The organism is Pseudomonas borbori (assembly GCF_900115555.1).
Lineage (GTDB): Bacteria > Pseudomonadota > Gammaproteobacteria > Pseudomonadales > Pseudomonadaceae > Aquipseudomonas > Aquipseudomonas borbori.
Genome location: NZ_FOWX01000020.1, coordinates 16,808 through 41,159, shown reverse-complemented (window position 1 = coordinate 41,159; position 24,352 = coordinate 16,808). Strand labels below are relative to the sequence as shown.

The 24,352-nt window shown below is 60.0% G+C and carries 21 protein-coding genes; 9 read left to right on the top strand and 12 right to left on the bottom strand.

The annotated features are described in order from the left end of the window. The first annotated feature begins 79 nt into the window (after positions 1-79). The 3 genes from BM315_RS15260 to BM315_RS15245 all read left to right on the top strand — a co-directional run bounded on the left by BM315_RS15260 (position 80) and on the right by BM315_RS15245 (position 3,846). The gene (locus tag BM315_RS15260; RefSeq protein ID WP_090502466.1) at positions 80-1,534 is read left to right on the top strand and encodes a TrkH family potassium uptake protein; all 1,455 of its coding nucleotides are present in this window, start codon (positions 80-82) and stop codon (positions 1,532-1,534) included. 413 nt (positions 1,535-1,947) lie between these two features. After that, positions 1,948-2,265 carry an Mpo1-like protein gene (locus BM315_RS15250; RefSeq protein ID WP_090502462.1) on the top strand — a complete coding sequence of 106 codons (318 nt, stop codon included), beginning with the start codon at positions 1,948-1,950 and terminating at the stop codon, positions 2,263-2,265. A gap of 192 nt (positions 2,266-2,457) precedes the next feature. Further along, a complete protein-coding gene (locus BM315_RS15245) occupies positions 2,458-3,846 on the top strand; it encodes an adenylate/guanylate cyclase domain-containing protein (RefSeq protein WP_090502461.1) in 1,389 nt (462 codons plus the stop codon). Between the two features lie 222 nt (positions 3,847-4,068). On the opposite strand, the gene BM315_RS15240 is transcribed toward BM315_RS15245, so the two are convergent. Beyond that, entirely contained in the window at positions 4,069-5,106 is a 1,038-nt protein-coding gene (locus tag BM315_RS15240; RefSeq protein WP_090502459.1) for a glycosyltransferase family 4 protein, read from the bottom strand. Continuing rightward, entirely contained in the window at positions 5,103-5,912 is an 810-nt protein-coding gene (locus tag BM315_RS15235; protein ID WP_090502457.1) for a UDP-2,3-diacylglucosamine diphosphatase, read from the bottom strand. The genes BM315_RS15240 and BM315_RS15235 overlap by 4 nt, the downstream gene beginning before the upstream one ends. Before the next feature lie 144 nt (positions 5,913-6,056). Between BM315_RS15235 and BM315_RS15230 the strand changes: the two genes are divergently transcribed. The 3 genes from BM315_RS15230 (at position 6,057) to BM315_RS15220 (ending at position 8,079) form a co-directional block, all read left to right on the top strand. Continuing rightward, complete coding sequence (locus BM315_RS15230; protein WP_090502455.1) at positions 6,057-6,809, top strand: AraC family transcriptional regulator; 753 nt, start codon at positions 6,057-6,059, stop codon at positions 6,807-6,809. A gap of 86 nt (positions 6,810-6,895) precedes the next feature. Next, positions 6,896-7,231, top strand: a complete 336-nt coding sequence (locus tag BM315_RS15225; RefSeq protein WP_090502453.1) for a tRNA-binding protein — start codon at positions 6,896-6,898, stop codon at positions 7,229-7,231. Then, positions 7,228-8,079, top strand: coding sequence for a DMT family transporter (locus tag BM315_RS15220; RefSeq protein ID WP_090502452.1), 852 nt, complete (start codon positions 7,228-7,230; stop codon positions 8,077-8,079). Before BM315_RS15225 ends, BM315_RS15220 begins: the two co-directional genes overlap by 4 nt. 228 nt (positions 8,080-8,307) lie before the next feature. Here BM315_RS15220 and BM315_RS15215 read toward each other — a convergent pair whose 3' ends face one another. Next, on the bottom strand, positions 8,308-9,117 hold the full coding sequence (locus BM315_RS15215; protein ID WP_090502450.1) for an SDR family oxidoreductase: 810 nt from the start codon (positions 9,115-9,117) through the stop codon (positions 8,308-8,310). A gap of 127 nt (positions 9,118-9,244) precedes the next feature. Beyond that, positions 9,245-9,610, bottom strand: coding sequence for a DUF2784 domain-containing protein (locus BM315_RS15210; RefSeq protein WP_090502448.1), 366 nt, complete (start codon positions 9,608-9,610; stop codon positions 9,245-9,247). 1,547 nt (positions 9,611-11,157) lie between these two features. Between BM315_RS15210 and BM315_RS24340 the strand changes: the two genes are divergently transcribed. From BM315_RS24340 to BM315_RS24335, 3 genes are read left to right on the top strand one after another with little or no spacing between them, the layout of a single operon-like run. Continuing rightward, positions 11,158-11,628, top strand: coding sequence for a hypothetical protein (locus BM315_RS24340; protein ID WP_141123955.1), 471 nt, complete (start codon positions 11,158-11,160; stop codon positions 11,626-11,628). Between the two features lie 59 nt (positions 11,629-11,687). Further along, on the top strand, positions 11,688-12,173 hold the full coding sequence (locus BM315_RS15205) for a hypothetical protein (protein WP_090502446.1): 486 nt from the start codon (positions 11,688-11,690) through the stop codon (positions 12,171-12,173). 14 nt (positions 12,174-12,187) lie between these two features. Next, on the top strand, positions 12,188-12,628 hold the full coding sequence (locus tag BM315_RS24335) for a hypothetical protein (protein WP_141123954.1): 441 nt from the start codon (positions 12,188-12,190) through the stop codon (positions 12,626-12,628). A 198-nt stretch (positions 12,629-12,826) separates the two neighbouring features. Here BM315_RS24335 and BM315_RS15200 read toward each other — a convergent pair whose 3' ends face one another. From BM315_RS15200 to BM315_RS15165, 8 genes are all read right to left on the bottom strand, one after another. Then, entirely contained in the window at positions 12,827-15,121 is a 2,295-nt protein-coding gene (locus BM315_RS15200; RefSeq protein ID WP_090502444.1) for an ATP-dependent DNA helicase, read from the bottom strand. After that, positions 15,118-15,555, bottom strand: a complete 438-nt coding sequence (locus BM315_RS15195) for a VPA1267 family protein (protein ID WP_074857877.1) — start codon at positions 15,553-15,555, stop codon at positions 15,118-15,120. The genes BM315_RS15200 and BM315_RS15195 overlap by 4 nt, the downstream gene beginning before the upstream one ends. 2 nt (positions 15,556-15,557) lie before the next feature. Continuing rightward, a complete protein-coding gene (gene gmtX, locus BM315_RS15190; RefSeq protein ID WP_074857874.1) occupies positions 15,558-16,220 on the bottom strand; it encodes a gamma-mobile-trio protein GmtX in 663 nt (220 codons plus the stop codon). Beyond that, complete coding sequence (gene gmtZ / locus BM315_RS15185) at positions 16,213-18,843, bottom strand: gamma-mobile-trio integrase GmtZ (RefSeq protein ID WP_090502442.1); 2,631 nt, start codon at positions 18,841-18,843, stop codon at positions 16,213-16,215. The genes gmtX and gmtZ overlap by 8 nt, the downstream gene beginning before the upstream one ends. A 2-nt stretch (positions 18,844-18,845) precedes the next feature. Continuing rightward, on the bottom strand, positions 18,846-20,315 hold the full coding sequence (gene gmtY, locus BM315_RS15180) for a gamma-mobile-trio recombinase GmtY (RefSeq protein ID WP_090502440.1): 1,470 nt from the start codon (positions 20,313-20,315) through the stop codon (positions 18,846-18,848). Positions 20,316-20,490: 175 nt separating this feature from the next. Then, positions 20,491-22,845 carry an efflux RND transporter permease subunit gene (locus BM315_RS15175; RefSeq protein WP_090502438.1) on the bottom strand — a complete coding sequence of 785 codons (2,355 nt, stop codon included), beginning with the start codon at positions 22,843-22,845 and terminating at the stop codon, positions 20,491-20,493. A 15-nt stretch (positions 22,846-22,860) separates the two neighbouring features. Further along, positions 22,861-23,943, bottom strand: a complete 1,083-nt coding sequence (locus BM315_RS15170; protein WP_170862229.1) for a WD40/YVTN/BNR-like repeat-containing protein — start codon at positions 23,941-23,943, stop codon at positions 22,861-22,863. A gap of 186 nt (positions 23,944-24,129) precedes the next feature. Further along, positions 24,130-24,330: a hypothetical protein gene (locus tag BM315_RS15165; protein WP_090502434.1), complete on the bottom strand. Its 201-nt coding sequence runs from the start codon at positions 24,328-24,330 to the stop codon at positions 24,130-24,132. Positions 24,331-24,352 lie beyond the last annotated feature (22 nt).

The window sequence follows — 24,352 nt, the reverse complement described above, 5'->3', positions numbered from 1 at the left end:
GGTAAGGCTGCCGATGACTCGGCGCATTGCCGGCAGTTCCACCTAGAATCACGTCACTATTCGCCTGGAAACCCACTAGATGGCCGTGCCGACCCTACGCATCATCGCCTTCATCAATGGCATTTTCCTGATCACCCTGGCGGTGAGCTTGGTGGTGCCGATGCTTACCCTGGTGATGTTTGAGCGTGCCCATGAGCTCAATGCCTTTCTCTGGTCGAGCCTGATCACCTTCGTCGTCGGGCTGGCCATGGTCGCCCAAGGCCACCCGAAAGGGGTCGAACTGCGACCACGCGACATGTACATGCTCACGGTATCGAGCTGGCTGCTGGTGTGCATCTTCGCCTCGCTACCGTTCATGCTGGCCCAGCGCATGAGCCTCGCCGACGCCATTTTCGAGAGCATGTCCGGCATCACCGCCACCGGCGCCACTGTGCTCAGCGGCCTGGACAGCATGTCGCCGGGCATCCTGATCTGGCGCTCGTTGCTGCACTGGCTCGGCGGTATCGGCTTCATCGCCATGGCCGTGGCGATCTTGCCGATGCTGCGCATCGGTGGCATGCGCCTGTTCCAGACCGAATCCTCGGATCGCTCGGACAAGGTCATGCCGCGCTCGCACATGGTGGCCAAGTACATGGTCGCGGCCTACGTCGGTATCAGCCTGCTCAGTTGCCTGGCGCTCTGGCTCGCGGGCATGGGCCTGTTCGACGCCATCAACCACACCATGTCGGCGATCGCCACCGGCGGGTTCTCCACCTCTGACAGCTCCATCGGCAACTGGCCGCAACCGGCCGTGCACTGGGTGACCGTGGTGGTGATGATTCTCGGCAGCCTGCCGTTCGTGCTCTATGTGTCGACCCTGCGGGGCAACTTCCTGGCGCTGTTCAGGGATCAGCAGGTGCGCGGCTTCCTCGCCATATTAGTGAGTACCTGGCTGGCGCTCGGCACCTGGTACAGCCTGTCCACCGAACTGCACTGGCTGGAGGCGGTGCGGCACGTGGCGGTGAACACCACCTCGGTCATGACCACCACCGGCTTTGCCCTGGGCGACTATACCCTGTGGGGGGGCTTCGCCGGCATGCTGTTCTTCTACCTGGGCTTTATCGGCGGCTGCTCCGGCTCGACCGCCGGCGGCCTGAAGATCTTTCGCTTCCAGGTCGCCTATACCCTGCTCAAGGCCAACCTGCTGCAACTGGTGCATCCGCGCGCGGTGATCAAGCAGCAATACAACCAGCACCGCCTCGACGAGGACATCGTTCGTTCGATCCTGACTTTTTCGTTTTTCTTCACCATCACCATCGCCGCGCTGGCGCTGGCCCTGACGCTCTGCGGCCTGGACTGGATCACCGCGCTCAGCGGTGCCGCCAGTACCGTGTCCGGCGTCGGCCCGGGGATGGGCCCGATCATTGGGCCAGCTGGTAACTTCTCGAGCCTACCGGACACGGCCAAATGGCTGTTGACCGCCGGCATGCTGCTCGGGCGCCTGGAAATCCTTACCGTGCTGGTACTGTTGATGCCGGCGTTCTGGAGGCACTGAGGCGACCACCGGCTAATGACTCCAGGCAGCGCCTGCGCCACCGCCTCGCGCCTGGGTTCGCCCTGGGGCAACAGGCGGCACAGCACTTGCCGGGCCGGGCCGGCGGTCGCCGTGAATCGCCAATGTCAACTCGTAGCCCTTGGCCCTGGGACGGAAGCGGAGGTCGGCGCCCTCGGCAATGATCCGCTGATAGCGCACCAACCGGACAAAGCCATCCTTCAGCGTGCGACCGGGTGCGTTCGCTCATGGCGTTATTCTTGTTCGAGTCAACTGGAAGTCGCTTCTGGCCGCGCGCAAGGATACTAAACTGGCACCTAATGTCACTGGCCCAACAGGACACGCGACCTAGACTGCAAAACCCTGCAGCCGACCCAAAGCATCGGTGCGGCCAGAACACTACCAGGAGGCACGCCATGGCTACCCACACCAGCGCTCGCTACAGCAGCTTCGCCGAGTTCTATCCCTACTACCTGCAAGAGCACAGCAACCCGATCTGCCGCCGCCTGCACTATGTCGGCAGCCTGCTGGTACTGGGCCTCCTCGCCTATGCCCTGGCCACCCAACAGTGGCTATGGCTACTGGCCATGCCGGTCGCCGGGTACGGCTTTGCCTGGATCGGTCACTTCGTCTTCGAGAAGAACCGGCCGGCCACCTTTCAATACCCGCTGTACAGCTTCATGGGCGACTGGGTAATGCTCAAGGATGCCTTTAGCGGACGCATCAGATTCTGATCCGCCAGCGTCCAGCTTGCGTCGCAGCCGCCCACTGGCCGGCATCTTCACGCCGTTCGGCTGCGGAGCTTGGCTCGTGTCACCGCGCTTGGTTATGATCCCTGCTCTGTCGCAATCCTGGTCCAGCGCTTGCCGCGCTAATTAGACGTCCAGCAGAGACGTCGGATAATCAGCAGGGATCGTTTCCACCGCATGAACACCATCACCCAGAACCGGCTCCACTCCTTGCCGGCGCCACCTCTGCGCGAATACTACTCGCGCACACTGGCCTATATCGCCGTGGCCGCGAGCATCGCTGCCGGCACCTACACCCGGCATTTCGGCTACGACATTCTGTGGATGGTGCCCTATGCCCTGCTCTACCCGCATCTGGCCTACCACCTGGGCCAACGCTTCAAGCGTGATCATGCGCACACCACCACCCTGATCCTGCTGTTCATCGACGCCCTGCACTGTGGCGCGGCGCTGGTCCTGTTCGGTTTCTCGGTCGTGCCCAGCCTGATGTGCCTGCTGATCCTGGCTTTCAGCTCGATGGTGGCGGGGGGGCTGCGCTACCTGGGCCTGGGCCTGCTGATCGCGGCCAGCAGCACCCTGCTCAACGCGGCGCTGATCGAGCTGAAACTCAACCTCGACACCCCGGCCCTGGTCGCCCTGGCGAGCATCGCCTTCAGCACCCTGTATATCTGCACCACCGCCTATTTCGTCCACCAGCAAGGCTTGCGCCTGGCCCAGGTACGCTGCGAGATCAAGCGCGAACAGGAAAAAGCCGCCCGTCTGGCACGCAATCTGGCCAAGTACCTGTCACCGCAGGTGTGGGAGTCGATCTTCACCGGCAAGAAGAGCGTGCGCCTGGAGACCCAGCGCAAGAAGCTCACGGTGTTCTTCTCCGACATCAAGGGCTTCACCGAGCTGTCCGAGGAACTGGAAGCCGAGGCCCTGACCGATCTGCTCAACAGCTACCTCAACGAGATGTCGAAAATCTGCCTGAAATACGGCGGCACCATCGACAAGTTCATCGGCGACAGCGTCATGGTGTTCTTCGGCGACCCGGCCAGCAAAGGCGCCAAGCAGGATGCCGTGGCCGCGGTATCGATGGCCGTGGCCATGCGCAAACACATGAAGGTGCTGCGCCAGCAGTGGCGCGCCCAGGGCATCACCAAGCCGCTGGAAATCCGCATGGGCCTGAACACCGGCTACTGTACGGTGGGCAACTTCGGCGCCGACACGCGCATGGACTACACCATCATCGGCCGCGACGTGAACCTCGCCAGCCGCCTGGAAAGCGCCGCCGAAGCCGGCGACATCCTGATTTCCCACGAGACCTACTCGCTGGTCAAGGACCTGATCATGTGCCGCGACAAGGGCCAGATCAGCGTCAAGGGCTTCACCCGGCCGGTGCAGATCTATCAGGTGGTGGATTTCCGCCGTGATCTCGGCGCCACCTCCAGCTATGTCGAGCATGAACTGCCTGGCTTCTCCATGTACCTGGACACCAACGGCATCCAGAATTTCGACAAGCAACGGGTGATCCAGGCGCTGCAACAGGCCGCCGAGAAATTGCGCGACAAGGTGATCATGTAACCCGCCGGGTTTGCGTTCGCCAGGATAGGGGGCGCCGCGCGCACCATTGACCTCGATACACTCGAGGTAATGGGTCGGCGCAGCGCGATCAGCGCTTTTGTAGGATGGCGTTGAGCGCAGCGATACCCATCACAGAGGCCGGCAGATCAGGGCAGAGCAGAATCCAGGGCGGTCCGGGCGGCACTCCGCTTTAGCCGCGAAGGACTTTGCCCCCGCCCCCCCCTACAACCTCTCCACGACCGGCTCCAGACCCAGGCACGGCTCGCCGTCGAGCAAGGGCTGACGGGCCAGGAATTCCAGCGCCGAGACCCGCCAGGACTGCCCTGCCGCCAACTCGGCGCAGCGCGTCCGATCCAGTTCCAGCGCTGCCAGACAGGCCGCGCGCAAGTCCTCGTTCATCACCCCGGTGACGCCCGCCTCCAGCACATCCAGCGGGCCGGGCACGGGAAAGGCCGCCACCGGCGTGCCGCAGGCCAGCGCCTCGAGCATCACCAGGCCATAGGTATCGGTGCGCGAGGGAAACACCAGCACGCTGGCCTGACGATAGGCCTCGGCCAGCTCTGCGCCATGCCGATAACCGAGAAATTTCACCTGGGGATAACGCGCCTGCAAGGCCTCACGCAGCGGACCATCGCCGATCAGCCGCTTCTCGCCGGGCAGGTCGAGGTCGAGAAAGGCCTCCAGGTTCTTTTCCGCGGCGATCCGCCCGACACAGAGGAACACCGGCTTGAACGCCCCGAGCAGCGGCACCTGCGGCTGAAACAAGCGCGTATCGACGCCCTTGCGCCACAGCAGCAGACGCTGCAGGCCCCAGCCGGCGAACTCTGCACGCAGACGTTCGGTGGTCACCAGCACCGCCTGGCTCGGGCGATGGAAGACGCGCAGGTAGGCATAGCCCCAGCGCAGCGGCAACCACGGCCAGCGGCCATGGATGTATTCGGGAAAGCGTGTATGGATGGCGCTGGAAAACGCCAGGCCGCGCTTGCTCAGCCAGCGTCTGGCGGCCCAACCGAGCGGCCCTTCGGTGGCCAGATGGACGCAGTCGGGCTGGAACTCGCGGACCGCCGGGCCGACCCGCCAGAGGTTCCACGCCAGCGGAATCTCCGGGTAGGTCGGGCACGGCCAGCTGTGAAAATCCTGTGGCGACAGCAGTTTGACCTGATGGCCCAGCTCGCCCAGTTCGCCGACCAGGGCCTGCAAGCTGGTGACCACGCCGTTGACCTGCGGCAGCCAGGCGTCCGAGACGATCAGTATCCTCATGCCGCCGACTGCTCGGCCAAGGCCAGGGTTTGCCGGGCCTGGTCGTCGGCCAGCCGAAACAGCTCGATGCGCCCGTCCAGGTGTTCGATCAAGGCGCTGCAGGACTCGACCCAGTCGCCGCAGTTCATGTATTCCACCTCGCCCATCGGGCGGATCTCGGCGTGATGGATATGCCCGCAGACCACGCCATTGAAGCCGCGCTTGGCGCATTCGTGGACGATCGCCTGCTCGAAGTCGCTGATGAAGTTCACCGCGCCCTTGACCTTGTGCTTGAGGTAGGCCGACAGCGACCAGTAACCGTAGCCGTAGCGGCTGCGCCAGTGATTGAGCCAGCGGTTGAGGGTCAGGGTGATCTCGTAGGCCGAGTCGCCGAGGAAGGCCAGCCAGCGGTGGTAACGGGTAATCACGTCGAACTGGTCGCCGTGGATCACCAGCAGCCGGCGGCCGTCGGCGGTGACGTGCTCGGCCTCGTCGAGCAACTGGATGTTACCCAGCATCAGCGACGAATAGCGGCGCAGGAACTCGTCGTGGTTGCCGGTGACATAGATCACCTCGGTGCCGCGCTTGCTCATGGTCAGCAGGCGGCGGATCACGTTGCTGTGCGCCTGCGGCCAATAGATGCCGCTGCGCAGCCGCCAACCGTCGATGATGTCGCCCACCAGGTAAATCCGCTCGGTTTGATAGCGCTTGAGAAACGCCGCCAGGTGTTCGGCCTGGCAATCCCGGGTGCCCAGGTGGACATCGGAAATCCACAGGGTACGGACTCGTTGCTTGCGACTCGGCTTGGCGAGCTGGGCGCTGGTCATGGGCGGCCTCCGGCTGGGTTTTCACGAGCCTGCCTGCCTGCGGTGAAACGACTGTGACGAGGCCGTGGCAGTTCGATGACAACGCCCTACCACGAACAGACGCAACGGCCTGCTAAACTGGCCGCCTGTCACGAGGACCTTGCCATGCCGTCGCCGCTCTCTTTGTGTCACTACAGCCATGAACTGCTCACCCACAGCCATGATCATGCGCAGCTGGTCTTCGGCCTGAGTGGCCAGCTGGACTTCGAAGTGGCCGGGCTGGGCAGTCAGGTGATCCGCCAGACCCTCGCCGTGGTGCCGGCGGCGGCGCAACACGCCTGTGGCAGCAGCAGCGGCAGCCAGTGCCTGGTGCTCGACGTGCCCTCCGAGCACTGGTTGCAACAGCACCTGGGCCTGCATGCCGATGCCGGCCGCCGCCTGCTCGAGCGCCCCGGCGCCCTGAGCCTCAACCCGGCGCAAAGCCAGCTGGTCAGTTGGCTGGCGGCCAGCCCGATCGATGATCCGGTAATCGCCCGGCAAGGCGCAGCGCTGTTGCTGGCCAGCCTGGCCAGCGAGCACATCGAATTGCCGGGCGTGCCAGGCTTGCCGCTGGCCGCCCTGGACGCGCATATCGACCGGCATGCCGCCTACCCGCTGCAGGTCGGCGACCTGGCGCGGCTGGCCGGTTTGTCGGCGGCGCGTTTTCATGCGCGCTTTCTCGACGAGACCGGCCAGACGCCCATGGCCTATGTGCGCAGCCGGCGCCTGCACCTGGGCCGCCAGTTGCTGCGCACCAGCCAGCTGGCGGTCGGCGAGATCGCCGCGCGGGTCGGCTACAGTTCGCAAAGCGCCTTTACCGCAGCGCTGCTGCGCCAGTTCGGCTGCACCCCGCGCGCGCTGCGCCAGCGCCACGAGTAACGCGACAAAACCCGCGACTCCCGCGACAGACAGGGCGCGCTTCTCTCCCTAGACTGCATGCAGCATCAGCCAGTCGGGGAAACGCCATGCAGCAGATCGAATGGGAAGACTTTCAGCGGGTGGAATTGCGCGTCGGCACCGTGCTCTGCGCCGAGCCGAACGCCAAGGCCCGCAAGCCGGCCTACGTGCTGCGGATCGACCTCGGCGAACTCGGGGTGAAAACCTCCAGCGCGCAGCTTACCGAGCACTACCCATGCGCCGAACTGGTTGGCCGCCAGGTGCTCTGCGTGTGTAATTTCGCCGCCAAGCGCATCGCCGGTATCCGTTCCGAGGTGCTGGTGACCGGCGTCTACGACGCCGACAACAAGGTGGTCCTGGCCAGCTTCGACAAACCGCTGGCCAATGGCGCGCGCCTGGCATGACCGAGCGCAAGGCACTGCTGGCGATCCACCTGGGCGCGCTGCTGTTCGGCCTGTCGGGGATCTTCGGCAAGCTGGCGAATACCCTACCCATGGCCATTGTCGGCGGCCGGGCGATCTTCGCCGTCGTCGCCCTGGCCCTGTTCGCCCGCCTCCTCAGCCAGCACCACAGCCAGCGCCCAAGCGCCCACCAGTTGGCCATGCTGGCACTCGGCGGCGTGTTGCTCGGCAGCCATTGGCTGACCTTCTTCGAGGCGGTGAAGGTGTCCGGCGTGGCCATCGCCACCCTCGGTTTCGCCAGCTTCCCGGCGTTTACCGTGCTGCTCGAAGGCCTACTGTTTCGCGAACGCACAAGGCCCGGCGAATTCGCCATGGTCGCCGTGGTCTGCCTGGGCTTGATCCTGGTCACGCCGGATTTCGACCTCGCCAGCCAGGCTACCGCCGGCCTGCTCTGGGCCGTGCTCTCGGGCTTGCTGTTCGCCCTGCTGTCGCTGCTCAACCGCGCCAGCACCCGCGGCCTGGATCCGGTGCAGGCGGCGCTCTGCCAGAACCTCACGGTGCTGCTGTGCTTCCTGCCGTTCGCCTGGCCCCTGCTGCCCGGCCTGCGCTTGCTCGACTGGTTCTGGCTGGCCCTGCTCGGGGTGTTCTGTACCGGCCTGGCGCACAGCCTGTTCGTCGCCAGCCTGCGCGTGATCAAGGCGCGCAGCGCCGCGGTGATCTTCGCCCTGGAGCCGGTCTACGGCATCGCCTTCGCCTGGTGGCTGTTCAACGAGATACCGACCCTGCGCATGCTCCTCGGCGGCACGCTGATCATCCTGGCGATTTTCTTCTCGGCGCGCATGGCGCGTTGAGTAGCCGCTGGCAAGGAAGTGACGCCTCGCCAGGCTGGCCGCAGCTCGGTATTCAATTAGGCTATCTACCCGTTATCCGTTGCATGAGAGATAACGTTTGTAGGAGCGGCCGGGCAGCGTTGCGCTTCATCCGCGAAAATCTTCGAAACACTGACAATGTTTCGCGGCTAAAGCCCCTCCCACCAGGTTGCGATCTGGCTCAACTGTTAACGGGTGGATAGCCTTCAATTACGCCGGCTTGCCCTTGGCGCGCATCCTGTCGGCCATGCTGGTCATTTCGTCATAGAGCAATTGCGGGTTCTTCTGTTTCAACGCCCAGGCCAAACGGCCCTGCTCATGGGGCAGGATCATGAACTCGCCCTTGGCCATCTCCTGGTAGATATAGTCGGCGATGTCCGCGGCGCTGATCGGCGAGCTTTCCAGCAGCTTGCCGACCTGGGCCTTCATCGCCGGCGTCGGGCCGCGGAAGGAGTCGAGCAGGTTGGTCTGGAAGAACGACGGACAGACCACATGCACGCCGATTTCCTGCTGTTTCAGCTCGATCAGCAGGCTCTCCGACAGCGCCACTACGCCGGCCTTGGCCACGTTGTAGTTGCTCATCGCCGGGCCTTGCATCAGGGCCGCCATCGACGCGATGTTGACGATCTTGCCCTTGCTGCGCTCGAGCAAGGGCAGGAACGCCTTGCAGCCCTTGACCACGCCCATCAGGTTGATTGCGATCTGCCAGTCCCAATCTTCCAGCGACAGCTCATCGAAGAAACCACCCGAGGCCACCCCGGCGTTATTGACAACCACATCGATGCCGCCGAACTTTTCCTCGCAGGCCTGCGCCAGGGCGGTCAACTGACTGTAGTCGCGCACGTCGCAACGCCGGGTGAAACCCTCGCCACCGGCTGCGCGAACCAATTGCAGGGTCTCGGCGAGTCCCGCCTCGTTGACATCGGCGAGCGCCAGACGCCAGCCCTCGCGCGCCCAGCGCAGGGCGATTTCACGCCCCAAGCCCGAACCCGCGCCGGTAATCATCATGCGATTTTGCATATGGAAGTCGCCTTGTTTTGTGCGTTGAAAGAGAAGACAAGGCGCAGTGTAGCCAAGGAAATATTCAGCCCCACGTACCATCATGCTGCTGAATGACCAAGGCAAACTGCCGTCACTGGCAGAGCGGCTAACGGCTGCGCCAACGCCAGAGCAAAAAGCCATACACCAGCAGGTTGGGCAGCACGACCAAGGCCGCCAGCCATAGCTGGATAGCGGGCGTGAGCCCGGCCGGATAGATGATCGGCAGCAGGTAGTGCTCGATAAAACCGGCGCCATAGCCTGCTTGCCCGGCAGCCTGACGCAGGCTGTTTTCCAGTGGTGTCAGGGGACACGGCAACTGCAGTGATTCAACCGCAACCGCCCAGAGCACGGCGGGCAGATGCAGCCAGGCCAGCCAACGCCAGCGCAGCACCAGCAAACCACCGAGCAGGGCGAAGGCAATGAACAGCAGATGCAGGAGCAACACGGCAGCGGCAGCCAGACTCGGGAGCATGGCGTTACTCCACCTTGAGCGCGTTGAACATGACCCACGATAACCTCGAGGCGACCATCGAGCGACAGCTATGGCTCATCGCGGGCACAACCGACATAAAAAAACCGCGACCCCAAGCTCTTTACAGCACAAAATTGTACTAAAACTCTGTGAGTGAGTGAGTGATAGGCCTTCAGGCTAATTTGCTTTTTAGTACATGTACCATTAGGTGTACCACTCCCAGTTGGCGCAAGCCGCTGGGAGTTTTCTTTTTCAGGCGATCAGCTGCGTAATTGCATGGCCTCGACCATCCATTTGCATTAACGCGCGGTCAGGTGGCAACCGGCAGAAAAGTGCCAAAAGCGGCCGGTCGGTAAGTAGCAAATAAATCACCTTTTCCGTGGCCTCCAGACGCTCCCCCCCCCCCCGCTGCTGACGTTGCTCTACGTGAAAAGCAGGGGCATTTAGCTCACTAAACTCCCCTGCTTTTCACGCAGCGAAAGAAATGGCTGCAAGGCCCATGAATGCTGGCTAAAAGCAGGTCGATACTTTCTGGTTACCACGATAGGTACCACGAATTTTTAAGCGCCAGTTTTGGTGCCTGTACCTTACCCGTCAGATGCTGACGGTGATTCAGCCGTGCTGGGGTAGGACGCTCAGCGAAGAGCGAACGTTGGACAGAATAGTGGCCAATAAGCGATGTCGACCTGCTACGCTGAACCTTTACCGCAGTTGGGCTTCCCCTCGATAGATGTCGCGCTTACTGCGACATGGCACGTCGCCTAATAATAGTAATTGGACATTGAAGCGATGAAACCGATAGTCGGCAACGGATCGGCAACACTGGCTCCTTTAACGGCTAGGCCAGCAGGCCCGCCGCACACATACCTGGGGATTGCATACGCGATGTTGCCGGGTGTTTGTGTCCTCGCTACTGCTTCACCATTGCCAGCGCTACCTCTGGCAATGGTCAGTGCGCACGTCCTTGAATGCGCGCTGAAAGCCTATCTGTCTAGGTCAGGCGACGACGCCCGTTTGAAAAGAACAAATATTCGACACGACTTGAAAGAGCTGTGGCTCCTCGCTTTCTCTGAAGGTCTAAGCATTCAACCCCACCCCCCACAATGGGTCGATTGCCTGAGTCATCTGCACAACCGGCCGTATTTCTTGCGGTATTCCACGGGGATCCATGGAATGCAAACCCCGGCACCTGAGCCAATGGCCACAGAGTTGGCTGCCTTGGTTGAACAAGTCCGGAGGCAACTTTGACCTCGAATTTCATATTGGTATTGCCCAACAAACCTGGCAGCCAATCGGCGGATACCCGCTACGTTCAGTCTTGCTGGGCGCCCTGGCCCGACCAAAGAGCCGATGATGCACAAACTGGTGGCACATAGATGGCTTCTGCGGCTAGGCTGCTGGTGTCTCTGTTGTGCTCTCCATGGCTACCTAGCAGCTGCGACAGCACCGAGGACGGGGAAGAGGTTTCAGGGCTACACGATGCCGTTTACAAACGCGACTCTGCGTGTTGCCTAATTAGTCGTTAGGCCCAACATCAAGGATTGGAGGTGAATACACAAATGGAACAGCCTAGGAATATTGAAATTTTCAATCGGGTAGTTTTGCTAACGCTCGCAAAGCTATATGACTCTTTCCCAACTCCAACAGATATCGATGCTGGAAAAATTGGCTATGAGGCTGCACACGACGCAAATGACGAGCATGAAGCCTTTGACGTCATTACTACGGTAGCAAGCAGCTCTATTGCATTTCTTGTTGAGGAGGGTTTTCTCCGCTATGAACCCTCGTTAAGAACCATGAGCGGCCCCGGCTTTCCGGGAGCCAGACTTACACTTAAAGGATTCACACTGCTAGGAAGCGTGCCCAGCGCAGTAGATGGGGCAGTAGACCGACGACCTTTTGCAGAGCAGCTCCGTGGTGTCGTGAGTGAAGGCGCAAAAGGCTCCATAGCTGAGCTTATTAAATCATTATTTGCAGGTTCAGTACAGTTAGGCACATCAGCATTGGCTGGTTTATAAACCCCTGCTACCTAGGAGGTTGCGTCCAATAATGATCTCAAGCTTAGAGATAATCAGCAATGAAAAAATTTACAGCCATCATCTCCACTCTATTTTTTATATCGCCAGCATTTTCGCTGGCAGAGCTCACTGAGGAACAGCTTAGAGAAGAGTTGAAGCCTCTGGTTAAAAAGCTACCCATGCAGCTAGACAGTGTTACATCACTAACATCAATACTGGTCTCCCCGCGCAAGATTATACTTTACAAATACGCCATCGACTTTGATAAAACCATCAACGATGCCGCAAAACAAGCAAATATAAGCACCGATCAACTTACAACCAATGCACTAAAGAAATTCGGCAGCGTTGATCAATGGCTGAAAGCCTGGGGAGATCAATACGTAGCCCCCTTATATAAGAACCAAAACTGCACCACGCCCGCCACGCTTCGTTTAATGGAAAATGGATTTAGTCTTCTTCACGTAATGTACGACATGCGAGGGAATTATTTATATGAGAGCAAGATAACATTAGAAGCTTGCGACAACATATTTCCTGCATAAATAAGGATCCCATAATGCATACGCCTAAGTCGCTTCTAATCTTGATATCTTTCCTCTTAACTCAAGGCGCATATGCTGACGAGTGGCAACCTTTCCAAGGTACACCTGAAAACAAGGGCATCTACGAGACAATATTAATAGAGAAGAATGGAATTTTCTCTAAAGAAGTAATTATCTGGTTGCGAGCAACCTTCAGCCTCGACGAGACAAACTGCAATAATTTAGAAGGCAGCGATGACACCACACTATCTGCCAAGAGCATGTGCATGATGTTTAGAAAAAACGAAATCAAACAATCAGTCTATAAGCTATCACTCAATTGCAGCAAAAAAAATATAGGCTATCTAGAGAGTACATCCAAGAATCACTTTGACAAACGCGTAGCAAGCTCACTTGATATTGGTAATCACCCCGGCTCACTTGGCTATGCACTAATCCAACATTACTGCCTATGATCCCCAAGCAAGCAAAGGAAGTGATAGGGGGCAGGACTTGCCTTTTACTTATTGCTCTCGTGAAGGCAAAACGCAAGATCCTACCGGAAAAGGTGACCGATTTATTTGCTACTGATCGACCGACCGTTTCTGGCCGGCTCCTGCCTTTTCCACCGGCAGTTACGGGTCGGTCGTGGCGTCTACGAAATCAGGGGCGATTCACATGCAAATGGGCGGTCGAGTCAGATGCAATTTCGCATTCAGCATCTCGGTTAGCCCAACCTGCCGGCCAAATGCCTTCGGCGGTAGCGCAACAGCTTCTCTTACCGCATCGGCATTCCCCACGAGGATCACCTGCATCTGCGCCCGCGTGACAGCTGTGTAGACGAAGGTGCGATCAAGCACCCGCGACTTTCGTACCGGCACGATCACTCGCTTAAACTGACTGCCCTGGCTTTTATGAACCGTGATCGCGAAAGCGTGATGCATCACATCCACATCGCTGTCGAGGACATAGTGCTCGACCCCCTCGTAGATGGCACGGCCCAAGGCGATTCGCATGTCGGGATTCTCATCGTCGCCCAGGTTGACCGTTTGTGGCCGGTCGAAAATATCAGTAAGTTTGCCCAAGCAGCCGTTTTGCAGGTTCCGATCCCAGTTGTTGGCGGTGTATAGCAGCAGATCGCCCTCGCAGAAGCCTGTGGCTTCGATCTCGCCGGTTTCCGGGTTGGTAGCCATCAGATGCCGCCCCTGGCCGGTGTAGCGCACATGGCAGGCCCGGTTCAGGGTCTCCACCCCGGCGAATTCGCATGAACGGGTGGCACCAAGAATCTGGGTATTGTCGCGATCCCGCTCGTACAGCTCGATAACGGTCGGGATGATCTGGTCGTCGGCGCAAGGTAGGAACACGACCTCGCCCGCTGCATCCGCTGAGAATGCCGGCCACCGCCCCTCGCGGATCGCTAAGGATGCCGCAGGAATGGCCGACTCCTTGGCCTGGCGCTTGACCTCGGTGAGCCGCGTAACCGGCATGCTCGAAAGATCGCACAGCACATGAAGTACAAGGCCCGCGCCAATCGGCGGAAGCTGATAAGGGTCGCCCACCAGGATCAAGTGGGTGCCGGCAGGCAGCTTGCAGACCAGCCGGTGGAAGGTCACCAGATCAAGCATTGAGGCTTCGTCGATAACGATGATTGGCGCAGGCCCCATTTCCTCGGCGCTGACACGTTTCAGGAAACCCGCAATGGTCGTGGCCTCCTGCTGGGTCGCTTCCATCATTCGGGCCGTTGCACGGCCCGAAAGGGCCATTTGGAAGCGGGGTCGGCCCAAGGTGTCAAGCGCTCGGTAAAGAGCCTTAAGCACCGTGGTTTTACCAACACCAGCACCGCCAGTGATTATGCTGAAGCGGTTTTCAAAGGAAGTCCTGACCGCTGCCCGCTGGGCGTCGTTCAGCGCAAAGGCTGGGATGCCCAAGTGCAACCGCTCTGTGCGCTCGAACTCGCCAATTACGGCGTCAATATCGGTCGGGAATAACGGCTGCTGAGTTTCGGGGTTACGCAACAGCTCGTGGATGAACTCGGCGCACTTACGCTCCATTAGGAAAGTGCCTGGCGCGTGCAGCATCAGGTCGCCGTTGGCGGTTTCGCGGCTGACGAACTGGCCGGTTTTATTCCCCTGAAGCAACGCCTTTGCCAGCGCCGCCTCGGGTGCCCGATAGGGCTTGACCAGCCGGCCAACTGTATCTTGCAGGTCATTCAGGGTGGCGCAGGTATGGCCTTTCTCGGCCACTCGGTACAACGCCTCTTCCAGTGCAGCGGCCAGCCTACGTGGGTCGTCCAGTGCAACGTGGAACTTGTCTCGGGCGATGCCGTCAACGCGCTGCCAACTGCCCTCGAAAGACAGCAGCCGGTAGGGGTCTTCGGTCAGGGCAGTGATAGTGTTCTTTTTGTGAAACTTGATGGCTTTGCGGGCCAGATCCAGCGGTATGTTGCATTCCTGTACGAAGCGCAGCGTCTTGGCGTCGCCATTCTCAGTCCATTTTTTGAACAGGGCGGCACGGACTTCAAGAGTCGGGATGAGCCCCTCGATGGCTGAGTGCTCTGCGCTATCAAGCACCTCATACAAGCGCTCACCCAATGTATCCCATAGCTTTGTGGCTTTTACTTCACCGATGCCTTTGGCATTGTCGGCCAGCCACTGAATCAATTGACTGCCAGAGGGACGAACTAGGCGAACATCCTGCGCCTCTACCTGGGTTTCCGACACGGTGAAGGAGCCATGGGTGCGCTGGATGGTATGCGCTTCGCCATAGACCTCGTAGATGCACCCAACAATGATATTCGCGGGCTCCGCAATGGCAGCCGGCACGCTGATTACCAGCGCACTGGCGCGGTCGTTGATGCCCGTCGTTAAGTCAATACGATGGCCGAATGCAATGCAGCCTTGGCGGCTTTTAGAGCGCATGCGAGTGATGCGAACGGTGGCTGTCAGTAGATTGGGCGCAGGAGCATTCATCGCGGCATCCGTCCGGTTTCTTCCATGAACGAGGACAGTAGCTTGTAGCGCTCAAGCATGGCTTTGGCATGAGCAAGTTCCGCTCGTAAGGCCGCGTTTTCCTGTTCTAGCGAGTTCAGGCGCTGGCCGTCCTGGCGGCGCGTATTGGCTTCGCGGTCGCGCATCGGCGACTCTTGGTGTGTTAGCTGAATTGCTTCGTTCAGCGGGGGCAGTACACCAGCACCCCTCAAGCGTTCCTCAAGCGTTTCCAGTGCGTTTTTAATCGAGGGGTTCTGCACCAGTGCGCTTTTGCCAAAAGCGCATTCAGCGGCGATTTCTGAGCGTTTTAGCTTGCCTCGGTGGACGTACTCACGAAAGTCATCGTCCGACTTCGATACCGACCAGGCGATGAATGCAGCCAGATTCTGTTCGGCTGCCTGCTGTCCGTTAGCCATGGTTAGACTTCCTTGAGAACCTTCTTAATGGCATTCACATAGCCATGTTTGTAAATCTCGCGTCTGTTTTCGTCCTTGACCTGGCCGGCAGCATTGACAGTCCACTCCCGCTGTTGGAAGAACTCATCCGAAACAGCTGCCTTCAGCGCATCGATCTCCATATCGTTGAGGTTCAGTGCGGGCAATAGCTGCACAGCACCGTTCTCTGAGGTCTGCTCGAATTGCCGCACCGGGCGCTTATCGACAATCAATTCGCTGTGCGCCTTGAGGATATTGAGTTCATTGCGGTAGCGGTTGCGCTCGGCAATGATCTGGCCAAAAAGCGCCCGCAATGCTGGGTCTGCGATCCGCTCAAGCAACTCGTTGTCCTTCGGAACCCGGTTTGCTTTGGCCAGCGGATTGATAGGGGCTTTCATCGACGCCCCGGCTTGGGCGGCCCACGCCTCAATGAGCTGACGGAAGACCTGCCCCGTCTTGTTACGAATGGTCTGGGCACTGGGGCCGCCCCGCCCGGCTGAAAGGCGCGCAATCTCTGCAATCGAGAAGTTGCGCTCGCCAGCGGCATACTGCGCCTTCAGCACGTCATTAAGCGCCGTCAGCGACTTGGCCTGCCGCGTTGAAGCCTGTTCCTTGAGGTCTTCAAAGATCGACTGAGCATCAATCATGGTTCAACTCCCGAACGGCTTTCGCGGAAGTGGCGATCAGATCGGACAGCTTGATCACCGGGCCTTGGTAGACCTCTTCAAGGGACTTGATGCCGTCTGGGAGCAGCTTCAGATGTTGGCCGGCTTCAATTACCCCGACGACGTAGCTGAAACCTTCCAGTTGGTCGTTGGGCGAGGCTTGGCGCGCCATCGCCCGCAGCATGGCGTTGCCGGCGATCAACTGCATGCGCTCGTCCATCTGCATGAAGACGGGGCTGTAGCCATTGCGCATCAGCAAGTTGTTGAGCGCCCGCGAGCGTTTTTCGATGGCCGGCGTCTTGCGCAGGTCATCGGCCAGATCGGGGTAGATCTCGGCGTCTTCACAGATTTGCGCCAGTTGCAGCAACTCCGACCGGGTTTCGATGAAGCTGATCGGCTGATGGATGTCCTGCATGCTGCCCACGGCCACCAGTTTGGTGGCCTTGTCGTCTTCAGCGCGGCCTTCCTCGATGGCGATGAGGCGACCGATCAACTGGAAGCAGGCCACCAGATCCTTGGCATACTGGTCGGCGAGAACGATCTGCTTCTCGTAGCGCCGCTCGGCCTCCTGCAAATCATTCTGCTGGAGGAAGGGCCGGCCCTGTTCCGTGGCTATATAACGCGCATCGAGCAAGTCGTCCCGCGCCTGCTCATGTTCAATGGCCAGGTTGACGGCCAGGGACGCCTTGTAGCTGATGGTGTTGAAGTGCGCCCGCAACGCATCCAGATAGCGCGCATCGGTGACTAACCAGCGGCAGCGCACACAGTTCTCGGGGCCATTGGGGACGGGGCCGTATTGACTCCCGGCACTCCCCAAACTACGAATGAACTCGCCTCCGTTCCAGCAGCCACCGACGCTGCCCGATTCGTCAGACTTGGCGCTGTTGCCGCCGACCAGGCACAGGCCTACGTGGCGATGCTCCCAGCCGATGGGATTGCGGTTCGCCAACGCCGCTTGCAGCGAGGCTTCGTCACGGTAGGCAACCTTGCAGGTGATCTGGCGTAGGTCGGCATCGCGCAAGAAGGTGCGCAAGGTCTCGCCTTGGGCGGCATCCACCTTCACAGTCGCCGCATCCAGCGCCTGGGTCATCATGGCCGGCGTCGGCTTAGTGTAGTACAGCGTCATCAGCAGCCGCGAATGCCCGGCGAGCAGCTTGGACAGCACCGGCATGGGCACCTGGCCTTCCATCGCGTAACAGGTCAGCAGGGAAACCCGCAGGCTGTGCAGGGGGAACTCGGTGCCCTTTTTTTGGGAGCGGTAGTCGTCCGGGTACGGCTGCACGAAACGCAGCTGCGAGCCGTCGCTGAGCATCTGCCCGCGCGCCGCCACCCGGTCTTCCAAGGTACTTAGCAGGCGATACCAGAGCACACTGAGTTGCTGCGGCTGAAAAGGCTTGTCGCGCTCATGGCCCTTTGCGCTGGCATCGCGGAACAGGAAGCAGATGGCACCCATCTCGCGTTTTTGCTGTTCCGACTTGGGTCTGCCGAAATGCTTGGCTTCCAGTTCGGTGCAGGGCGTCGGCGAGTCAATCGGATTGTATTTCTCCTGCCAGTTGCGCAGCTTCTCCAGCCAGTGCAGCACTTCGGCGTGCTGCCAGGGGATGGTGTAGCCGCGCTCGCGCTCGTCCTTGTTCTGGTCAGCGGTCTTGTTGGTGTTGATGTACAGCCCGGTCATGATCTCGCCAATGTCGGCGCTGCGAATACGGCAGAACACACCCCGCTTCCAGGGGTTCTTCTCGTTGCCGTTCTTGAGCGGGTGCTGCTGGTTGAGCACCCATTCGCCTTTTTCGTAGCGCCAGGTATCGACTTCGCCCGAGTCGAGAAAGCGCACCTGATAGGTGCGCAGCGGCAGATGCAGCTTGAGCAGCAGGGCCATGGCGCGCGCAGGCGACCAGAGTTCGTGGATTTCGACCGCCCGATTACCTGTCCCAGCCATGTATCGATGCACGGTGCGGGTGCGCCATACGCAGTCACGGTCGGCGGGGTCGATCAGGGCTGGATCGACCTCGAACCAGTCGCCGGTTACGCCAGCAGTTCTTCCATTAGACCGCTCCTGGCCGCTAGCCTGTTGCGCCCAGGCCCAGTCGCGGAAGTCGCCAAAGGGTTGCGGGCAGAGGATGCCGCGCAACTCCTTGATGTAGGCATAGGGCAGCGGGTTATGCACCGATTCCGTGGTGCTCAAGCCCTTCTTGCTGGCCTTATCGAAGGGGTTGTCCACTACCGGTAGCATCCGGCCCCGGTCGTTCGGTTCGCTGAAGTGCTGCTCAATCACCCAGTCGATGAAAGCGACGATGTAGTTCTGTGTCTTGACAGCCTGCGCACCGTTTCGGGTTTCGCCAATCATGCCCACGAGGTCGGGCAGCGTCCCATTCTTATCCGCCAGAAACAACCCGGCAGGCTGGTGCCCGTTGGGCACCTTGGGCAGATAGCGCAATACAAGGATAACCAGCGCGCCCAATTTCAAGTCAACGGATTGATGCTGAACCGCCATCCACCCCGCCATGAGCGTGCGCCATTTCTCCCAATCCGCGCCCTGATCCTGCGTCAGCCAGGCAAAGGTTAGATCAGTAGTGCGGCCATTGTTCTTATTTCCCTTTGCTGGCATGGTCAGCGCCTCCCGAGTTTTGCATGTGGCCCCGACAGCAGGCCCCGTGGGTCAATGTCTTCGAATCCGGTATTCACCAGTTCGTCCCAGTTGCTGAAGGGCTGGATAATCCGACCCTCCGTTGAAAGCTCATCCAATCGCCCGCTCGCCTGCTCCAGCGATTGGCTGACATCGGCTATGCCGGGAGCGGTATAGACGGCCTGGGACTCTAGCGATGAATGGTGCAGCGCCTTCTTGCGCATCACGGGGTCAACACCAGCGCGGGTCAGTCGGCGGCCATAGGCATGGCGGTGGCCATGGGGCGAACGCCCCTCGACCTTGGCGGCGCTCAGCCCCAGGCGGGCCAGCGCGGCAACGTAGTTCTTGTTGAAAGCATTCAGGGTGTAAGGCCGCCCCAAGGTGCGTTTCTCATAGGAGACAAAAGCATAGGGGTGATGGCGTTCAATGCTGGAAAGGTAGTGCAGATGCTCGCGCCACAGCTTTCGGAACAGACGGCCAAAGTCGACTGGAAACCAATGCATCTGAATGTAGTGGTCGCGCTGGTGGTCATGCTGTCGACCTTTCCAGCCCACGTTGTGGGTGCCTCTGAGCCGATTGCGCGGCGCAAGGGCATGAACTTCCCGCAGATAGGCCGAGCGATTGGTCTTTCCTGTTCGACTTCTCCAACCGTCCGGCGCCTTGCCCTCTTCGGGGTGGTAGATACGGACGATGACCTTAGTCGGATCATGCGGGTCGATCAGCACATCCTGTACCCAAAGGTGCAGGGGCTCGCTTTCTCGCACGCCAGCGCCGTGCATCAGGATCGTAATGAGTTGGTCGCGGACGGCGCAGCGCCGATCCTGAGCGCCGCCCAGCCCCTCTAGGAAGAAACGCTCGAACAACTGCTCGGGAAAGGCAACAGCATCGTCGTCGGCCTTGCTCAATGCGCGCCGGCCCCTGACGTTGCGGGCTGTTCTGACCGTTTCGTTGACTGTCTTGTCTTTAATGTGCCCGAGAAAATCGTTTTGGTTGCGGCGATACCAAGCGGCGTAGTTCAGGCGCTGATCATAACTGCTGGCCTTAACTAAGGGGTTCATGTGCTGAACGCCCTGGTGATCGGCCAGGTAATCAGTCAGCCCCTTGAGGGCATTGAGGTGCCGATTGGCCATTGCGGTACTGGAAGGTATCCAATAGAGGCCTGATGGATCAAGGCCGTCATCGCCAATGGTGCCGGTAAAGAGCCGGGCTGCGAATGACTGAAACAGCGTGACGGGATCTGAAAAGTTGTGCTGATTGACCTCCATGTACTCAAGCAGCATCTTCGCCGCACTGACCACGTGGCGCTGCCAGTGCTGGCCGCGTTCGGTTTGCTTATTCAGCAGATAGTCAAGTAGTGGCTGGACAACCCCTTTCTCGGTCAGCAAGACAGGAATTTCGCTACGAAATCCTGAGTCATCGACCACGACCTTCGCATAGGTATCCACTGCCGGCATCGAACGATCCTCACCTCATCATGCAAGTAGTATTAAAGGTATATTTAGGGCTGTCAATATTAATATGAAAATTGCGAAAAAAAGCCCTCTTGGCGAGGGCTGTTGGTAGATTTAGTACATCCTTAGTCGCTGCAAAGAACTAAAGGTCGCGGTTTTTCAGTGCTGCGCCTGGCTGTCAGGCCTGGTTGCGCAGCTTCTCCGGGTTGATCAGGAAGCGTGCCAGTGCCGGCAGCAGCCAGATCGCGCCGATCATGTTCCAGAGGAACATGAAGGTCAGCATCAGGCCCATGTCGGCCTGGAACTTGATCGCCGAGAAGATCCAGGTCGCCACCCCGATCGCCAGGCACACGCCGGTGAACAGCACGGCCTTACCGGTCGACTTGAGGGTCTGATAATAGGCCTCCTGCAACGACAGCCCCAGGCGCAGGTAGGTTTCCATACGGCTGTAGATATAGATGCCGTAGTCGACACCGATGCCCACGCCCAGGGCGATCACCGGCAGGGTCGCCACCTTGACCCCGATGCCCATGTAGGCCATCAGCGCGTTGCCCAGTACCGAGGTCAACACCAGCGGCAGAATCACGCAGAGGGTGGCGGCAATCGAGCGGAAGGTCAGCAGACACATGAAGCTCACGGCGAGATAGACCGCCACCAGCATGGTGGTCTCGGACGCGGCGATCACCTCGTTGGTGGCCGCTTCGATACCGGCGTTACCGGCCGCCAGGATGAACTCCAGGCCGTCCTTGTTGGTTTGCTTGGCGAAGTCTTCGGCCACTGCGACCGCCCGTTCCAGGGTTTCCGCCTTGTGGTCGTTGAGGAACACCAGCACCGGCGCCACCGAACAATCGGCGTTGTACAGACCGTCGGCACGCGCAATCGAGTTGTTCAGCACGTCCTGGTTGCGCGACAGGGTTTCCCATTTCAGGTTGCCCTCGTTCATGCCCTTGATCACCTGACGCGACACCGAAACCATGGAGATGGCCGACTGCACGCCCTCGGTGTTTTCCATCGTCCACATCAGCTCGTCCATGGCCGCCAGGGTCTGGTAGGTCGAACAGCCTTCCGAAGCGGTCTTGACCATCACCACCAGCACATCGGAACTGGTCGAGTAGTTGCGGATGACGAAGTCATTGTCCAGGTTGTAGCGCGAGTCCGGGTGCAGCTCGGGCGCGCCCTGATCGAGGTCGCCGATCTTCAGGTTCTGGCCATACCAGACGCCACCAGCCAGGGCCACCACGGCAATCAGCACGGACACCGGCGCCACCATCGGGTGGGCGAAGTTGGAAATCAGACGCCACAGCGGATGATCCTTGGCCGCCTCTTCACGGCTGATCTTGACCGCCTTCTTGCTGATGCCGATATAGGAAATCATCACCGGCAGCAGGATCAGGTTGGTCAGGATGATCACCGCCACGCCCACAGATGCGCCGATGGCCAGCTCGCGGATCACGCCGATATCGATCAGCAGCAAGGTAATGAAGCCGACCGCATCCGACAACAAGGCGACCAAGCCGGGAATGAACAGCTGACGGAACGCCATGCGCGCGGCCACCAACGGGCTCGTCGCCTCCCCCGAGGCCATGGCGATGCCGTTGATCTTCTGCACCCCATGGGAGATACCGATGGCGAACACCAGGAACGGCACCAGCATCGAATAGGGATCCAGGCCGAAGCCCAGGGTATGCAGCAAGCCCAACTGCCAGATCACCGCGATCAGGGTGGTGACGACTACCGCCAGGGTGCTCTTGAAGCAATGGGTGAACCACAACAGCAGGGCGAAGGTGATGCCGATGGCCACGGCAAAGAACAAGGCCACACCGACCAGACCATCGATCAGGTCGCCGACTTTCTTGGCGAAACCGATAATGTGCACCTTGACGTTGGGATTCTGCGCCTGGTACTTCTCGCGAATCTTCTCTTCCAGCTCGTGGGAGAATTTCTGGTAATCCAGCGGGATCAGCTTGCTCTGGTCCTCAGGGTCCGGATAGGACTCCAGCAGCGGCACATCGACGATGCTCGACTTGAAGTTGTTGGCCACCAGCCGACCGATCTGCCCGGACTTGAGGATATTGCTGCGCAAATCCTCAAGGCTGTCGGACGAGCCGTCGTAGGTCTGCGGAATCACCTCGCCGCCGGCGAAGCCCTCTTCGGTCACCTCGGTCCAGCGTACGCTCGGACTCCACAGCGATTTCAAGCCGGAACGATCGACACCGGGAATGTAGAACACTTCGTCGTTGATCTGACGCAGCGTCTCCATGTACTCCTTGCTGAAGATGTCGCCCTCGACCGCCTCCACCGAGATGCGCACGGTGTTGCCCAGGTTGGCCAGGTCATTGCGGTGCTCGAGCATCTTCTGGATATAGGGATGCCCCAGCGGGATCATCTTCTCGAAGCTGGTTTGTGGACGCACCTGAGCAGCCTGATAGAACAGAAAAACACTGATCAGCAGGCACAGCACAATCACGGCCGGACGATTATTGAAGATCAGCCGTTCGAGGACAGACGCTGGTTGGTGTTGATGCTTACTCATGCAAACTCTCCCGGCTTATTGTTGTTGGCCCAGACCAGCGCCAGTCGGCGAAGCGACGTGGACGCCGCCCTGCCCCACCAGAATCAGGTTGCCGTTATCCAGTGCAGTGACGCCCGCCAGCGAGAGCCGGTCGACGCGATTGAGCAGGCTGAAGACACGCCCGCCATCGCTGCTTTTCAGCACGGTGCCGCCATGCCCGACCACCACGACCGAGCCATCGGCCAGCAGGTTGCCATCGGCCAGGCCGAACTCCAGCGGGCCGTTATTCGGGGTATTCAGCTCGATCTGCTGCCAGCTGTCACCGAAATCGGCGGAACGGAACAGGTGGCCGCGCAAGCCATAGGCCAACAGACTGCCGGGCTCGCTGGTACCCAGAGCGCCAAACAGTGAACCCTCGTAGGGCCCCTGGACGGTCTCCCAGGTTTGCCCCCAATCGGCCGAACGGAACATGCCACCCAGTTCGCCGACGATGAATAGCCCGGAATCCTTGACTGCAACTATGGCGTTGAGGTGATAACCGTCTTCGTTATCCAGGCGCTCGCTGACATCTTCCCAGTTCGCCCCACCATCGGTGGTTTCCAGCAGCGCGCCGTAGGCGCCTACGGCATAACCGTTGTTGCGATCCCTGAACCAGACGTCGAGCATCGGCGCCTCGCGCTCCAGGTCTTCGAACTGCTTGACCCAGGTAGCACCGCCATCGTTACTGGCGAGAATCAACGCATCGTGGCCGACCGCCCAGCCGTGCTGATCATCGACAAAGAACACCGCTGTGAGCATCTGCCGGGTCGGCACCTTGGCCTGGATCCAGCTGGCGCCGTTGTCGTCGGAGTAGAGGATATGACCACGATCGCCCACAACTACCAGGCGCTGACCGACGCGGGTGACGTCCAGCAGCAGCTTTTCCACTGCTTTCGGCGATTCGATCGAGTAACGGACGGTTGAGTCGGCGGCGGTTTGCGCCTGCAATGGCGCGGCAGCGAAAATCACAATGGACAGCACACTGCAGAGCGAGAGCGCTTTAGCCAGCGGCGAGTAGAAGCGCAACGCCGGTGCGTTGAACAGACCGGCCCGGGTGCGCCGCATGACGGGCTCACTCATATACCTTCCCCCTTGTTGTTATCGGTGGTCCTGCTTTTTAGCAGACCGGCTATGCTAGCGAGCTTTCGAAAGGCCTGACAATCGGCGTGACGTTATGTTTTGTTAAGGCCGAGCCGCGAGCTTGACCGCTTGCTCGACGCACTGATGTGCAAAGGCCACCCTCACTGTAGCGGCCTTTTGCCAACACTACACGAACATCGGCCTGTACTGAGACGACGCGGGCTGCCGAAATTTCAACGCTGTCGCGACACCAATCATCTGTCGCTTTGCGTGGGCGCGCCTGCGAAACCGGCAGTAGTGGAGCATCACGATCGCACGCATGGCGTGCTTGTAGGAGCTGGCCATGCCTGCGAAACCGGCGGTAGCCGGAACATCGATCGCACGCATGGCGTGCTCCTACAAAAGCAGC

Coding starts and splice junctions, on each gene's coding strand:
- BM315_RS15260 (WP_090502466.1), top strand. CDS start 80: ATGGCCGTGCCGACCCTACGCATCATCGCCTTCATCAATGGCATTTTC.
- gmtY (WP_090502440.1), bottom strand. CDS start 20,315: ATGCCGGCAGTGGATACCTATGCGAAGGTCGTGGTCGATGACTCAGGA.
- BM315_RS15195 (WP_074857877.1), bottom strand. CDS start 15,555: ATGGCTAACGGACAGCAGGCAGCCGAACAGAATCTGGCTGCATTCATC.
- BM315_RS15170 (WP_170862229.1), bottom strand. CDS start 23,943: ATGAGTGAGCCCGTCATGCGGCGCACCCGGGCCGGTCTGTTCAACGCA.
- BM315_RS15165 (WP_090502434.1), bottom strand. CDS start 24,330: ATGCGTGCGATCGATGTTCCGGCTACCGCCGGTTTCGCAGGCATGGCC.
- gmtZ (WP_090502442.1), bottom strand. CDS start 18,843: ATGCCAGCAAAGGGAAATAAGAACAATGGCCGCACTACTGATCTAACC.
- BM315_RS15235 (WP_090502457.1), bottom strand. CDS start 5,912: ATGACCAGCGCCCAGCTCGCCAAGCCGAGTCGCAAGCAACGAGTCCGT.
- BM315_RS15225 (WP_090502453.1), top strand. CDS start 6,896: ATGCAGCAGATCGAATGGGAAGACTTTCAGCGGGTGGAATTGCGCGTC.
- BM315_RS15250 (WP_090502462.1), top strand. CDS start 1,948: ATGGCTACCCACACCAGCGCTCGCTACAGCAGCTTCGCCGAGTTCTAT.
- BM315_RS15175 (WP_090502438.1), bottom strand. CDS start 22,845: ATGAGTAAGCATCAACACCAACCAGCGTCTGTCCTCGAACGGCTGATC.
- BM315_RS15210 (WP_090502448.1), bottom strand. CDS start 9,610: ATGCTCCCGAGTCTGGCTGCCGCTGCCGTGTTGCTCCTGCATCTGCTG.
- BM315_RS24335 (WP_141123954.1), top strand. CDS start 12,188: ATGCATACGCCTAAGTCGCTTCTAATCTTGATATCTTTCCTCTTAACT.
- BM315_RS15230 (WP_090502455.1), top strand. CDS start 6,057: ATGCCGTCGCCGCTCTCTTTGTGTCACTACAGCCATGAACTGCTCACC.
- BM315_RS15240 (WP_090502459.1), bottom strand. CDS start 5,106: ATGAGGATACTGATCGTCTCGGACGCCTGGCTGCCGCAGGTCAACGGC.
- BM315_RS15205 (WP_090502446.1), top strand. CDS start 11,688: ATGAAAAAATTTACAGCCATCATCTCCACTCTATTTTTTATATCGCCA.
- BM315_RS15245 (WP_090502461.1), top strand. CDS start 2,458: ATGAACACCATCACCCAGAACCGGCTCCACTCCTTGCCGGCGCCACCT.
- BM315_RS15220 (WP_090502452.1), top strand. CDS start 7,228: ATGACCGAGCGCAAGGCACTGCTGGCGATCCACCTGGGCGCGCTGCTG.
- BM315_RS15200 (WP_090502444.1), bottom strand. CDS start 15,121: ATGAATGCTCCTGCGCCCAATCTACTGACAGCCACCGTTCGCATCACT.
- gmtX (WP_074857874.1), bottom strand. CDS start 16,220: ATGATTGATGCTCAGTCGATCTTTGAAGACCTCAAGGAACAGGCTTCA.
- BM315_RS15215 (WP_090502450.1), bottom strand. CDS start 9,117: ATGCAAAATCGCATGATGATTACCGGCGCGGGTTCGGGCTTGGGGCGT.